The sequence below is a fragment of the Pseudomonas sp. MIS38 genome (genome assembly GCF_019891575.1).
Lineage (GTDB): Bacteria > Pseudomonadota > Gammaproteobacteria > Pseudomonadales > Pseudomonadaceae > Aquipseudomonas > Aquipseudomonas putida_A.
The window spans coordinates 59373-73176 of record NZ_JAFLXF010000017.1 but is presented as its reverse complement, the minus strand read 5'-3'; the positions used below and the strand labels follow the sequence as shown (position 1 = coordinate 73176).

Sequence of the window (13804 nt, the reverse complement as noted above, 5' to 3'; positions counted from 1 at the left end):
ATTGTCCAGTCCTGGCCTGGAGATCCCTGTGGCGAGGGGATTTATCCCCGATGGGTCGCGTAGCGCCCCCAAAACCTGCCGATGCGCAGTATCAGATACTTCGCATGCGTTGATTTTGCGACTGCTTCGCAGCCGGTCGGGGATAAATCCCCTCACCACAGTTAAAGCATCATTCTTTGAACAGCCTTACCCTCACCCGATTCAGGGTCTGGCCCCACTGATGTCCGGCGTCGGTTTATCGCCCTCATCAGCCGGATCAGCTTCCACCGCCGCTTCAGGCTGCACTTCGGGTTCCGGCTCCGGTTCTGGCGTAACCGTGGTCTGCATCTGCTCCTGCACCACCTGCTCATCCACTCGCGGATCGAGTGCTGCCACCAACGGCGAGCTGGACATGCTGTCCGGCATCGCAACGTGATGCAGCGGTGCGTCGTCGACCTGATGAAGATTGGTCACCGCTTTCGGGCGAATGCGCCACACCAGCACCAGCGCGAAGAAACTGAAAAACGCGTACAGGCTCTGACTGCCAAACAGCTTCATCAGCACACCTGCCAGCAGCGGGCCGATGCTCGCACCGACACCGTAGGTCACCAGCAGCATCGCCGTCAGCGACACCCGGCGATCGCCCTCGACGTGGTCGTTGGAAAACGCCACCGCCAGCGGGTACAGGCAGAACTGCACCAGCGAACACATGAACCCGACGACAAACAGAACTTCCAGCGGCACCTGCGGCAGGATCGCCAACGGCAACGCCGCCACCGCCAGGAACCCGGCAAAACAGCGAATCAGCAGCGCCCGGTCATAACGGTCGGACAACCAGCCCAACGGCCACTGCACCAGCAGCCCGGCAAAAATGCAGCTACCCATGAACAGACCGACCTGCTCGGTCGACAGCCCCTGCTGCGAGGCATACAGCGGTGCCAGACCGTAGAACGAGCCGATGATCAGACCGGCCCCCAGCACCGTGCTCAACGACTGCGGCACGCGCTTGATAAAGAAGCGCGGCTCCATCGGTGCCGGATGCAGTGGCGCCGGGTGAATTCGCCGGGTCAGCGCCACCGGCACCAGACACAGGGCAAAACACAGCGCGACCAGCATCAGCAGCTCCAGGCCGAGGCCCGGATGCATGACCAGAATCAACTGACCGAGCACCAGCCCCAGATACGAAGCGATCATGTAGCCGCTGAACACCAGCCCGCGCTGGTTGGCGTCGGCCTGCTCGTTGAGCCAGCTCTCGATCACCATGTATTGGCACATCATGCCCAGACCGACGATGGTCCGCAGCACCAGCCACGCCGGCAGCCAGTCGACCAGGCCATGCCCGAGCACCGCCGCGCCGACGATCCCGGCACACGCCGAATAAGCGCGAATGTGGCCGACCCGGGCAATCAAGCGGTGACCGATCTTGCCGCCCAGTACCAGGCCGAAATAGTTGGCCGCCATCAGCGCACCGACCCACAGTCCATCGACATGGTCAGCGGCCAGGCGCAATGCCAGGTAAGTAGATAGAAGGCCCGAGCCGATCAACATCATCAGCGAGGCGAAATACAGCGCTCGAAAGGATTTCCAGATTTGGCGCATCGGCGTTCCGAGCGGCTCCTTGCAGTGAGTATCGGACTATCAAGACGATAGCCCGACGGCGACAGTTAGTCAGGCCTGGGCTGCTAGAACACGCCGTTCCCAGGGAGTGATTTCATCAAAGAAGCTGGTCAACTCCATGGTCTTCGAAGCGATGTAGCCTTCGATGAACTCCTGTCCGAACAGTTCCCTGGCCAATTGGCTACGTTTCAGACGCTCGAGCGCGGCATGCAAGGTACACGGCAACGAAAGATTGTCCGGCACTTCGAATTCGCCCTGAATCGCCGCACTCGGCTCCAGCGCATGCTCGATGCCATGCAAGCCGGCGGCCAGGCTCGCGGCAATCGCCAGATACGGGTTGGCATCGGCGCCAGGCAAACGGTTTTCCACGCGTCGAGCCACCGGCGAACTGGCCGGAATCCGCAGCCCTGCAGCGCGGTTGTCATGGGACCAGCAGGCATTGTTCGGCGACGCATACGGGTGACACAGACGCTGATAGGAGTTTACGTTCGGCGCAAACAGTGCGGTGAAATCAGCCATGCCCGCCTGCTGCCCGCCGATGAAATGGCGGAACATTGCGGTCGGCTGGCCGTTCTCGTCGCTGAACACGTTGTTGCCAGTGGCGATCTCGACCAGGCTCTGGTGAATGTGCATCGAACTGCCCGGCGTGTGCGCCAGCGGCTTGGCCATGCACACTACGCTCAGACCATGCTTGAGCGCGACTTCCTTGAGCAGGTGTTTGAACAGGAAGGTCTGATCGGCGAGCAACAGCGGATCACCGTGCAGCAAGTTGATCTCGAACTGGCTGACGCCCATTTCATGCATGAAGGTATCGCGCGGCAGACCGAGGGCGGCCATGCATTTATAGACTTCGCTGAAGAATGGCCGCAGGCCATTGTTGGAACTGACACTGAACGCCGACTGCCCATCCTCGCGACGCCCGTCGAGGCCGACTGGCGGACGGAACGGCTGAGTCGGATCGGTGTTCGGTGCGAAGACGAAGAATTCCAGCTCGGTCGCCACTACCGGCGCCAGACCGCGTGCGGCGTAACGGGCGATGACTTTCTTGAGTTGGCCACGGGTCGACAGGTTGGAGCTTTCGCCGCTCAGTTCGTCGGCATCGCAGATGGCCAGGGCACGTGGCTCGTCGCTCCATGGCAGGGGATGGATCATGCTTGGCTCGGCCACCAGCGCGAGGTCGCCGTCATCGCTGCCGTAAAACCGCGCCGGCGGATAACCGCCCATGATGCATTGCAGCAGCACACCCCGCGCCATCTGCAAACGCCGCCCTTCGAGAAAACCCTCGGCGGTCATCACCTTGCCGCGCGGCACGCCGTTCAAATCCGGCGTGACACATTCAATCTCATCAATGCCGGTCAGTCGCTGTGCGAGTGAACGCTGGCCATCGGTTGTCATGACGCAATCCTTGTTATTGTGCGAGCCGCAAGCGGCGACCCGTACAAAATAGGCTCCGGCTGTTCGGAATATCAAGCAGCGTCAAACAAAAACCCGGGTCACGGCAGATAAAGGCTGAACACCCCGCCACCCAGTGCTCCGCCATTGCGAATTTCGGTGTGCCCGACCACGCCATTGCGCTGATGCAACGCAGCAATCCGGTTGGCGAAATACAGACCCAACCCGGTGCTGCCGCTGCCGTGATTGATGCCCTGCACGTAATCGGCCTGCCGCTCGAGCATCTCGGCCGGGTAACCGTCGCCGTCATCGTTGATGCTCAACACCAGTTGCCCAGCCTCGTCGCTCACGGTAATCAGCAGCGACTCGCGGGCATAACGAATCGCGTTGTTGATGCAGTTGCCCAATACCGACGCAACCAATTCGCGATCGAAGAAACCCAGCGGGCTCAGCGGATCAACTTCGTAGGTAGCAATGATCCCGCGACTGGCGAACACCTCTTGATGCGCGGCCAGTTGCGCCTCAATGAAATCATCCAGCTCGTGATACGCCGGTTGCAGCGGCAACTGGTTGACGCCGAGCTTGTACAGCCCGAGCAGTTGCACCAGCATGCCGTTGAGGTGGGCGAACTCGAAGTCGATCACACCCTGCTCCGCCCCACCGCGTTGCGCTTCGGGCAAGCGCGCCAGCCACTGGCTGTGGGCTTGCATCAGCATCGCCAGCGAGTTCTTCATGTCATGAACGGTGGAGGCGATCACCGTGGAGAAATCCAGCGCCTGCTCGTCTTGGTTCATTCGCCAAACGCCTTGCTTTTCAGCTTCTGATAACGCGCATAGCGCGCGTCGGTGTCGGGCATCAGGCCGACCATTTTCAGGCAGGCCCGACATTCTTCCAGCTCCGCCGACGGCACACTGGTGTCGGTGCCATGCAGCAGCGACTGGGCCATGTTCAGCGCGATACTGATGTTCTTCGGTTGCATCTTCAGCGCCTTGCGGAACACCTCGCGGGCCTCCACCAGATTGCCGGTCTTGTACACGCGCACGCCCTGACGGTTGAGGTCGGCGGCGGCGTTGCTCGAACTGAGGATAGTCGGATCGTCGGTGAGCTTGGCGATGTCTTTCATCACCGCCGGATCGTCACCGTAGATCTCCGCACAGCTCTTGAGCATCGAAGTGCCCGCCTCGGCCTGACCGAGCATCTGCAATTGCTTGGCGACCAGCAGCGCCGCTTCAGGGCTCATGAACTGTTCCATGCCGTCGAGGCGCATCAGTGCTTGTTCGGTGAGTTTGTCGGCGGTCTCGGCATCGTTGAGCAGCAGACTGGTGGCCTTCATCAGCCGCGCACGAATCTGCAGGCCGGGGTCAGACGGGTTCTCTTTGGCGACGGCGCTGAGCGTGGTGTTGATCTCCAGCCGCGTGCGCGTGTCGAGCCCGCGCTCACTGCCCTTGCTGATCAAGGCATGGGCCAGACCGAGATTGCTTTCCGGGTCCTTGAAACGCGACTGCGCGCCCTGCGCCACCGCCTGACGATAGGCCCGGGACGCGGTGTCGAAATCCTCGTTGGCCATCGCCAGTTTGCCGAGCAACGCCTGCCGGCGCACCGCCAGCGGCGACAAACGAATCGCCTCCTCCAGCACCCGCTGCGCGCCTTTGGTATCGCCCTCGGCGACCAGCACATCGGCCATGCCGTCGTACAGCGCCGGCATCATCGGGAACACTTTCAGCGCTTTTTCGTAGACATCTTTGGCCTGCGCCACTTGCCCACGCTTGAACAGCAACTTGCCCAGCCCGGCAAACGCCCACGGCAACGGCCGATCAGCAATGATGCTGTCGTAGAGGCGTTCAAGCGCTTCGTTCTGGTTCATGTCGCGCAGCGCATCGGCGCGATAACGCAGGCACAGCGGCGAATAACGGATGTCCTGCTTGCACAGCGCAATACAGGCATTGAGCACCTCGACCGGTTTACCGCGATCAAGGGCTTGCAGAATCGGTTTGAGCAACGTCTTGCGCTGCTCCAGACGCTCCAGGCGCTGCGCCAGGCCGGAGCGGTTGAACGGCTTGGTCAGGTAAGCATCCGGCTCATGCTCCAGCGCACTGAGCACCATCGCCTGACTGGTCTCGGCCGTGACCATGACAAACACCGCTTCATGGCTGATGAGCTTTTCCGACATCAAGTCTTCGAGCACCTGCTGGCCGTTCTTCTTGCCGTCGCCGAGATGGAAATCCTGCAGAATGAAATCGTAGGACTTCTGCGCACACATCTTCAGCGCTTGCTCGCCGGTATCGGCGGTATCCACATCCTTGACCCCCAGTTCGCGCAGCATCGAGCGGACGGAACTGCGGAAATCCGAGAAATCATCGACGATCAGAAAACTCTTTTGGTGATACGACAGCATCGAGGATTTCCAGGCAATTGAAGTAGGTGAACCGGGGGCGTTTTCACAGGCGCGCAGATGATAGCTGGAGGCCAAATGCTATCAAGCGATTTCGCGCGAGTCTGAGGTCGCCGAAGGAGTTATCGGCAAGGAGTGGGGTTCTCTGAAGTGGAGGGGTTCAAGATTCCTTGTGCAGCGATTACCCTGCGCGCCGGGTCATCTTTTCACTACAGGGTTTATCTCGTGTACATCAAAGGACGTTGCATCGTGTCCGCCTGTGCGCTGCTGTTTTTCCAGCAGGCAATGGCGGGAGGAATGGATTGTGCGAAAGCGGCGAGTGCCGTGGAGAAGGCTGTTTGTGCGGATAAAGGGTTGTATGAGCTGGATGCGCAGATGGGTGCTGCATACAGCAAACTCATGAAGTCAGCGCCAGATAAAACGGCCGAGCTTAAAGGCGCTCAGCGCCTTTGGCTAAAGACCCGCAATCAATGCGTTGAAAATGTCAGTTGCCTTAATCAGCGCTATCGCGAACGGCTCGAATCATTGCAAACGCAATGGATCGATACGCTGGCGTACTTGCCCGACGAGATAGACAGACAGGCGATGGTCGAGCTGCAGCAACGTATCGAGGCGGCGAGCAAGGTTGATCCCGAGTTTGCTCTGGAAAAGACTCTAGGTGCATTCACGGTAAGCCTTGATAAAACTTCGTTTGCCGGTGTTCCCGATGATGATGAGCAAACGCATTTTCCCGAAACGATCCCGAAAGGAGTGAGCCTGGATGAATGGAAGGCATTAAATGCGTCCAACATCACAGGTGCCTCTGAAATGGGTCAAACGACTTACACCCTTACCGATCTGGATGGCGATGGATTGCGCGACCTGATCGTTGAAACCTACTCAGGCGGCACCGGGTTGTTCTGGTACGCCGAAACCTGGCGCGGCACAGGAAGCAGGTTCACCAGACGAGGTGCCGAAGCTGCTACCGAACCCAACGCCGAGACCACCCTTTTCTACACCAATGATCGCGGCGCCAACCAAGCGGTCAACTGGATCAAGGTGCATGACAGAATTTACGCCGCCTATCGAGATGGCGCTTACGGTGTTGATAAGGTCTATCTGCTCAACCCCCTGCGGATCAATCATCAGGTCCCCACGATAACGGTGCAGTATGGTTATGAACTGAACGTGCCTCGCACTCAGGCGAATCAGGACAATCCGACAGCCTATGAACTGACCCCCACCGTACAAAAGGCACTCATTCTAGGTTTATCCAAGATAAGAAATACGGAGTCGAAGAACTCGGCCCCCATCTGCCCAATCCCCTCATCAGGCCCGGGGGACGATGACTATTACAGCTACGGCGCAAGTTATTACGCGATTGAACCCGTCGCCGATTTCCCGGTGATCATCGGCGACGACTGCTTTATCGCCAGACTGATCAATTGGTTTGGTAGCTACGATGAAAAAGTCGGGCTGTTTGCGCAACTGGCGTTGCGAAAGCCGGGATCAGAAGAGCAGGCACAAATCTATACGGTCAACGGGCGCCGCCACATAACTCAAGTAAGCATCTCAATAGGCAAAGCCGAGGGTGGCGCGGCAAACTAGACAGCAGCAATGAAAACGAAAAAGCCCCGCCAGATCATCCTGTGCGGGGCTTTTTTGCGAGCCTTGGCGAGGCTCTGAATGATGGTGTCCCAGGGCAGGTTCGAACTGCCAACCTTCCCCTTAGGAGGGGGATGCTCTATCCAATTGAGCTACTGAGACACTGAGTTATCGCGGCCGGACGCGGCGCGACGGACGGCGTGCATGTTAACGGCCAGCCCCTGATTTGTCATGTCGTCCGTGGGCTTTTTAAGTGTAGGCAGGCGCCTTGCAATACTGCGGGAACATTTACCGTGCAATTTGCACTACCTCAAAAAGCCATCATTGCAGATTGCAACCCTCTCCCTATGAAAAACCCTTGCAAATCCTTGTTTTTAAAGGACTTCACAGCGGTTAGACTGTTGGCACGACGGCTGCTTTGTCTGTTCTCACAACAGCACAAACGGAGTCCGCCCCATGAACAGCACTCTCCTGCTCGCAAACGCTATCGCACTGGCGGTTTTGGTTGGCTTTCATTTTGTTCCAGAGAGTGCTGAACCGGTGGCTCAGCGTATGCCGCATTATTTGCAGGTGCAGAAAGCGCCGCAGTTGGCGGTGCTGAGCGATCAGAGCGACTTCGCGGCGCAGCCAGTCAATGAGCCTGAGCAAGCACTGCCGACGCGCGACACCGAACGTCTGGTTTTTTGAAATATCTTCAGGAGTACAGCATGTCCAGATCAGCCGCAGGATTTCTGATCCTCGCCTTATTGAGTGGCGTTGTGCATTTTTCGCTGTTCGAGGAAACCTCACTCACCCTGCCCCTGATTGGCTGCGGCGTGTTTGCGGTGTTGTTTGTGCTGGCCCTGGTGGCCGGGCGCAGGATCAAGTTTGATCCGGTGCTGCGTTAAGACGGATCAAGCCCAGCAGTTGCTTGACGGCGTCCGCCAGGTCGCCCGAGTTGTCGATCAGATGCACGGGCAAGTCAGTTGCCCTTCTGTCCTTGAACAGCGCATTGCGCGCCAGTCTCGCATCGATCTGCTCAGGCGTCTCCCGCCCTCGTCTGAGCAGGCGTTCACGCAAGACCTCATCCTTGACCGTCAGCAGCACCGGCAGCAGCGTCGGATAGCGCTCAAGCGCCTGACGCAGGTTGGCGCGTGAGCCGTTCACCAGCACAGATCGTCCAGCGCGCAACCATTCGTCGATTTCTGCCGGGATACCATAAGCCAGCCCATTGGCCTGCCAGGACAGCGAGAAATCCCCGGCTTGCTGGCGTCGCTCGAACTCTTCGGGCGTCACGCCGATGGCATCCTCACCCACCGATTCCGCTGATCGGGTAATCACTCTGCGGATGATTTCGCATTTCAACTCACGCAAAGGCTCACGCGCGGCCTCGATCAGGCTGTCCTTGCCTGAACCGGAGGGTCCCATCAGATAAATAAGCCTGCCATCCATCCTGAAAACGCCCTCCAACGGGTGTTTGCCCTAGTAAATCGGCAAATTGCCACTATCCTGTACAGGTAAGGAACAAGGATTGAAAGCCGCATAGCATGCACGTTCTGACGTCTTCGGACATCAACAGATGTGCACCCGGAAGCGGTCATTGATGCGGACCAAGGCAAAGTTTTCAAACCAGTCCGCATTTCTGATAATTGGTGCTGGCATTACGCCTTTACCCAGCTCAATATTTGTCACAGAATTGACGCCAATGATCTGGCAATTTTGAGGCATGATGCGGGCCTCTTAACAATTCAGGTTGAACCATTTGGCGCGGATGCTTGTCCTACCACACATCCTGCGGCCAATCCCGAGAACCGCTCCCCTGAACTAACCGGTTAAATATATGCGCCCATTGAAACAGGCAATTTATTCCAGCCGTACGGCTGACAAGTTCGTCGTACGTCTGCCAGACGGGATGCGTGAACGCATTGCCGAGGTGGCTCGCAATCATCATCGCAGCATGAACTCCGAAATCATTGCGCGCCTTGAGCAGAGTCTTATTCAGGAAGGTGCACTGGGCGAAGAGTTGAGCATGCGCCTGGACAGCCCGGAGCTTTCGCTGCATGAGCGTGAGCTGCTGCAACGCTTCCGTCAGCTGTCGCACCGTCAACAGAACGCACTGGTGTCGCTGATCGCTCACGACGCCGAGATGGCCGCAGACGCGTCCTGAGTTGCGCCGAACATCTCAAGCCAGCCTAAGTGCTGGCTTTTTTTTACCCGGATTTTAATCACGACAATCCAAGGCAGACTTTGTGGTGAGGGGATTTATCCCCGACGGACTGCGCAGCAGGCCCTCTTCCGGGGTCGCTGCGCAACCCATCGGGGATAAATCCCCTCACTACAGATAACTACACAGGCACAAAAAAGCCCGCCATTTCGGCGGGCTTTTGTATGGCAGCGAATCAGAGCAGGAAGATCGTCGCCAACCCCAGAAAGATGAAGAAGCCACCGCTGTCGGTCATGGCCGTGATCATCACGCTGGCGCCCATCGCCGGGTCTCGGCCCATCTTGGCCAGCGTCATCGGGATCAACACCCCCATCAGCGCCGCGAGCAGCAGGTTGAGAGTCATCGCCGCCGTCATCACCACACCCAGCGACCAGCTGCCGTAAAGCAGGTAGGCGACCACACCGATCACCCCACCCCAGACCAGACCATTGATCAACGCCACCGCCAGCTCCTTGCGCATCAGACGCGAGGTGTTGCCGGTGCTGACCTGGTCGAGCGCCATGGCACGCACGATCATGGTGATCGTCTGGTTACCGGAGTTACCGCCGATACCCGCCACGATCGGCATCAGCGCCGCCAGCGCCACCAGCTTCTCGATCGAACCTTCGAACAGACCGATCACCCGCGACGCGACAAAGGCAGTGATGAGGTTGATCGCCAGCCACGCCCAACGGTTACGCAGGGATTTCCAGACGGAGGCGAAGATGTCTTCCTCTTCGCGCAGACCCGCCATGTTGAGGACTTCGCTTTCACTCTCTTCACGAATCAGGTCGACCATTTCGTCGATGGTCAGACGGCCGATCAGCTTGCCGTTCTTGTCGACCACCGGGGCCGAGATCAAGTCGTAACGCTCGAACGCCTGAGCCGCGTCATAGGCGTCTTCGTCCGGATGAAAACTCACCGGATCGCTGGCCATGACTTCAGAAACCTGTTTCTCCGGATCGTTGACCAGCAGACGCTTGATCGGCAGCACGCCCTTGAGCACGCCGTCGTAATCGACCACGAACAGTTTGTCGGTGTGGCCCGGCAGCTCTTTGAGCCGACGCAGGTAGCGCAGAACCACTTCGAGGCTGACATCCTCACGGATGGTCACCATCTCGAAGTCCATCAGCGCACCGACCTGCTCCTCGTCATAGGACAGGGCCGAACGCACGCGCTCGCGTTGTTGCTGGTCGAGCGTCTCCATCAGCTCATGGACGACGTCTCGCGGCAGCTCGGAGGCCAGGTCAGCAAGTTCGTCGGCGTCCATGTCCTTGGCCGCAGCCAGGAGCTCGTGATCGTCCATGTCGGCGATCAGCGTTTCACGAACGGAATCGGATACTTCGAGAAGAATGTCGCCGTCGCGATCAGCCTTGACCAGTTGCCAGAGCGTCAGACGGTCGTCCAGCGGCAAGGCTTCAAGGATGTAGGCAACGTCGGCGGAGTGCAGATCATCGAGTTTGCGTTGCAGCTCGACGAGGTTCTGCCGGTGAACCAGGTTCTCGACCCGGTCGTGGTGCGCGCCTTCCTGGCGATGAGTCAGGTCTTCGACGACCTTCTGGCGCTGCAGCAGCTCAACGACCTGAGCCAGGCGATCCTGCAGGCTTTCCTGGGTTTTCTTTACTTCGATTTCGGACATAGGCGAACTCCACTCCCAGCAGCGGGGCACGCCGGAAGGATCAATCAGTCAATTCATGATTGGTGAAACGGGCTACTGAGTAACTACTGGGTAAGTCCATGGAGGTTTTCCATAAGCCCCGGCGGGGCTGACGGGCGCAATGATACACCGCCTGACGGTTTTAAACGTTAAAAAATCTCGGCCGAAACAAGCGCTTGCGAAACAAACCTGAGCGCTGTCCTGATCCTTGCAAATGCGACGACTCATTCTGAAAAGAAAACACACCGGCGCTCAAAAATGTAGCGGCTACCCTTGAGCGTAGACCGTCAAGGAGGACGTCGAATGCGCTCTGCAACATCCAGTTTTTTACTCATCACCCTGCTCTGCCCGCCGCCCGCCGGGGCCACCACCAGCCTTCACCGCTGCGAGGCAGCCGACGGCGGCATCACCTTCACCAGTCTGAGTTGCGCGAACGACGAGCAGCGCTCGGTACAGCACGTTCACCCCTACTCGCCCGGATCCGTCGTACCGATCATGCCGGAACACAACCATGAGGAAATATCCGGTATGACAATCAGGGGACGTGAACCGGGCATCGTTGGCCGCCTGGAGGACAAATGCGGCAACCTGATCGATGCCAGGCAGCGCCGCGCAGCAATCATCAATCAACGAGTGATTGCCGGCATGAGCCAACAGGATGTCGAGAGCGCGCTCGGCAAACCGGACAAGGTGAATATTCGAACGTCGACGACGAGCTATCGCTATGACCTGAAAAGAGGCCGCAGTGCTCAAGTCGATTTTGACGAGAAGGGATGCGTGAAAGGAAAAGCCAAATCGCAGGCAACAAAAAGCCCGCGTTAAACGCGGGCTTCTTGAATATGGTGCACTCGACAGGATTCGAACCTGTGACCGCTCGGTTCGTAGCCGAGTACTCTATCCAGCTGAGCTACGAGTGCATTTGTGTTTTTAAACCAGACCACAACTGGCTGAAGCCGAGTTCTTTATATCGCTATAAACAACTCTTAAATGGTGCACTCGACAGGATTCGAACCTGTGACCGCTCGGTTCGTAGCCGAGTACTCTATCCAGCTGAGCTACGAGTGCATTTGTTGCGCCGCATTATAGCCCGTCTAATCTCTATTCCAACCACTTTTTCTAATAAATTCAACAACTTACAGAAAAAGCCAGATTACAACGTACTAAGCAAATAATGGCGGAGAACGGGGGATTCGAACCCCCGACACCCTTTTGAGGTGTACTCCCTTAGCAGGGGAGCGCCTTCGGCCACTCGGCCAGCTCTCCGCAACACGGGGCGTATATTAACCACCTTCTTCCCCGTTTGCAAACATAAAAATCGATAAAAATTAATGGCTTGGTTCTTCGTCCTTCTCTTTCTTTATACGCAGGTAAATTTCCTCACGGTGCACGGCAACCTCTTTCGGGGCGTTGACGCCGATGCGCACTTGATTTCCTTTGACGCCGAGCACGGTCACGGTGATTTCGCCATCACCGATAATCAGGCTTTCTGCGCACCGACGAGTCAGAATCAGCATACCTTTCTCCTCACGCATTTCATTTCAGGGACAACAGTCTGCAAAAAAAAGGCACCCGACCTACAACCGGAGCGATCGTAGCCCTACATGCCTGAGTATTGACCAGCGCGAGCAAAAGAACAGTTCAGGGCTCGCGCCATTCAAAAAATAAAGGGCGCGGTCAGACCGCGCCCTTCAGGTGACCGGATTTACTCGCCCTGACGGGCCGGCGCATCCAGTTCGAAAGCCGTGTGCAGGGCGCGCACGGCCAGCTCCAGATACTTCTCTTCGATCACCACGGAAACCTTGATTTCCGACGTCGAGATCATCTGGATGTTGATGCTTTCCTTGGCCAGGGATTCGAACATGCGGCTGGCCACGCCTGCGTGGGAACGCATGCCGACGCCGACGATCGAGACCTTGGCAATCTTGGTGTCGCCCACCACTTCCCGGGCACCGATCTCGCGAGCGGTGTTTTCCAGCACGGTCTGTGCGGCCTGGTAGTCGTTGCGGTGCACGGTGAAGGTGAAGTCGGTGGTGTTATCGTGCGCAACGTTCTGCACGATCATGTCGACTTCGATGTTCGCGGCACTGATCGGGCCGAGAATCTTGAACGCCACGCCCGGGGTGTCTGGCACGCCACGGATGGTCAGCTTGGCTTCATCGCGGTTGAAAGCGATGCCGGAAATGATCGGCTGTTCCATGGTTTCCTCTTCATCAATAGTAATGAGGGTGCCCGGACCCTCCTTGAAGCTGTGCAGTACGCGCAGCGGAACGTTGTACTTGCCGGCGAATTCCACCGCACGGATCTGCAGCACCTTGGAACCGAGGCTGGCCATTTCCAGCATCTCTTCGAAGGTGATCTTGTCCAGACGCTGAGCGACCGGCACCACACGCGGGTCAGTGGTGTAGACACCATCGACGTCGGTGTAGATCTGGCACTCGTCAGCCTTCAAGGCAGCCGCCAGTGCCACACCTGTGGTGTCGGAACCGCCACGGCCGAGGGTGGTAATGTTGCCGTGCTCGTCGACGCCCTGGAAACCGGCGACAACCACCACGCGACCTGCTTTCAGATCACCGCGAATCTTCTGGTCATCAATCTGCAAGATACGCGCTTTATTGTGCGCACTGTCCGTCAGGATCCGCACCTGATTACCGGTGTACGACACCGCCGGCACACCGCGCTTGATCAGCGCCATGGCCAACAGGGCAATCGTCACCTGCTCACCGGTGGAAACGATCACGTCCAGTTCACGCGGAACCGGTTGCACGTCGCCACTGATTTGCTTGGCCAGATCGATCAGACGGTTGGTTTCGCCGCTCATTGCAGACAGCACAACCACCAGGTCATCGCCGGCATCGCGGAATTTCTTAACCTTGTCGGCGACCTGCTCGATTCTCTCGACAGTGCCGACCGAGGTGCCTCCAAATTTCTGTACGATCAAAGCCATTTCAAAGCCGCCTCTGCCCATGAAGGGCGCCCAATAATCACTCGAACAGCCGCCGGG

13 protein-coding genes and 4 tRNA genes are annotated in these 13804 nt (G+C 58.1%); 5 read left to right on the top strand and 12 right to left on the bottom strand.

The genetic code is table 11. The features are described from left to right. Positions 1–201: 201 nt before the first annotated feature. The 4 genes from J1G18_RS19215 to J1G18_RS19200 all read right to left on the bottom strand — a co-directional run bounded on the left by J1G18_RS19215 (position 202) and on the right by J1G18_RS19200 (position 5383). Positions 202–1578: an MFS transporter gene (locus J1G18_RS19215; RefSeq protein ID WP_134787112.1), complete on the bottom strand. Its 1377-nt coding sequence runs from the start codon at positions 1576–1578 to the stop codon at positions 202–204. 69 nt (positions 1579–1647) lie between these two features. Continuing rightward, positions 1648–2889 carry a glutamine synthetase family protein gene (locus tag J1G18_RS19210; RefSeq protein WP_177416214.1) on the bottom strand — a complete coding sequence of 414 codons (1242 nt, stop codon included), beginning with the start codon at positions 2887–2889 and terminating at the stop codon, positions 1648–1650. Positions 2890–3089: 200 nt separating this feature from the next. Further along, the gene (locus J1G18_RS19205; RefSeq protein ID WP_223008282.1) at positions 3090–3782 is read right to left on the bottom strand and encodes a sensor histidine kinase; all 693 of its coding nucleotides are present in this window, start codon (positions 3780–3782) and stop codon (positions 3090–3092) included. Continuing rightward, positions 3779–5383, bottom strand: coding sequence for a tetratricopeptide repeat-containing response regulator (locus tag J1G18_RS19200; protein WP_047295822.1), 1605 nt, complete (start codon positions 5381–5383; stop codon positions 3779–3781). The genes J1G18_RS19205 and J1G18_RS19200 overlap by 4 nt, the downstream gene beginning before the upstream one ends. A gap of 132 nt (positions 5384–5515) precedes the next feature. On the opposite strand from J1G18_RS19200, the gene J1G18_RS19195 reads away from it, so the two are divergent. Further along, positions 5516–6967, top strand: coding sequence for a lysozyme inhibitor LprI family protein (locus J1G18_RS19195; RefSeq protein ID WP_316851790.1), 1452 nt, complete (start codon positions 5516–5518; stop codon positions 6965–6967). A gap of 82 nt (positions 6968–7049) precedes the next feature. Here the strand turns inward: J1G18_RS19195 and J1G18_RS19190 are convergent. Beyond that, positions 7050–7126, bottom strand: a tRNA-Arg gene (locus J1G18_RS19190). Positions 7127–7420: 294 nt separating this feature from the next. Here J1G18_RS19190 and J1G18_RS19185 point away from each other — a divergent pair. After that, positions 7421–7651 carry a hypothetical protein gene (locus J1G18_RS19185; RefSeq protein ID WP_098965150.1) on the top strand — a complete coding sequence of 77 codons (231 nt, stop codon included), beginning with the start codon at positions 7421–7423 and terminating at the stop codon, positions 7649–7651. 20 nt (positions 7652–7671) lie between these two features. Beyond that, on the top strand, positions 7672–7851 hold the full coding sequence (locus J1G18_RS19180; protein ID WP_098965152.1) for a PA3371 family protein: 180 nt from the start codon (positions 7672–7674) through the stop codon (positions 7849–7851). Here J1G18_RS19180 and phnN read toward each other — a convergent pair. After that, complete coding sequence (gene phnN, locus J1G18_RS19175) at positions 7826–8395, bottom strand: phosphonate metabolism protein/1,5-bisphosphokinase (PRPP-forming) PhnN (RefSeq protein ID WP_098965153.1); 570 nt, start codon at positions 8393–8395, stop codon at positions 7826–7828. The genes J1G18_RS19180 and phnN overlap by 26 nt on opposite strands. A 388-nt stretch (positions 8396–8783) precedes the next feature. On the opposite strand from phnN, the gene J1G18_RS19170 reads away from it, so the two are divergent. After that, the gene (locus J1G18_RS19170; RefSeq protein WP_003178899.1) at positions 8784–9110 is read left to right on the top strand and encodes an Arc family DNA-binding protein; all 327 of its coding nucleotides are present in this window, start codon (positions 8784–8786) and stop codon (positions 9108–9110) included. Positions 9111–9342: 232 nt separating this feature from the next. On the opposite strand, the gene mgtE is transcribed toward J1G18_RS19170, so the two are convergent. Continuing rightward, the gene (gene mgtE / locus J1G18_RS19165) at positions 9343–10785 is read right to left on the bottom strand and encodes a magnesium transporter (protein ID WP_027612263.1); all 1443 of its coding nucleotides are present in this window, start codon (positions 10783–10785) and stop codon (positions 9343–9345) included. Between the two features lie 321 nt (positions 10786–11106). Between mgtE and J1G18_RS19160 the strand changes: the two genes are divergently transcribed. Then, positions 11107–11625 (top strand): cell envelope protein SmpA, encoded by a 519-nt coding sequence (locus J1G18_RS19160; RefSeq protein ID WP_223008281.1) that lies wholly within the window; start codon positions 11107–11109, stop codon positions 11623–11625. Between the two features lie 18 nt (positions 11626–11643). Here the strand turns inward: J1G18_RS19160 and J1G18_RS19155 are convergent. The 5 genes from J1G18_RS19155 to J1G18_RS19135 all read right to left on the bottom strand — a co-directional run bounded on the left by J1G18_RS19155 (position 11644) and on the right by J1G18_RS19135 (position 13747). Next, a tRNA-Arg gene (locus J1G18_RS19155) sits at positions 11644–11720 on the bottom strand. Between the two features lie 71 nt (positions 11721–11791). Continuing rightward, a tRNA-Arg gene (locus tag J1G18_RS19150) sits at positions 11792–11868 on the bottom strand. A 107-nt stretch (positions 11869–11975) separates the two neighbouring features. Then, positions 11976–12066, bottom strand: a tRNA-Ser gene (locus tag J1G18_RS19145). A 62-nt stretch (positions 12067–12128) separates the two neighbouring features. Then, positions 12129–12317, bottom strand: a complete 189-nt coding sequence (gene csrA / locus J1G18_RS19140; RefSeq protein WP_002554426.1) for a carbon storage regulator CsrA — start codon at positions 12315–12317, stop codon at positions 12129–12131. 188 nt (positions 12318–12505) lie between these two features. Further along, a complete protein-coding gene (locus tag J1G18_RS19135) occupies positions 12506–13747 on the bottom strand; it encodes an aspartate kinase (RefSeq protein ID WP_025112914.1) in 1242 nt (413 codons plus the stop codon). Positions 13748–13804: the final 57 nt, after the last annotated feature.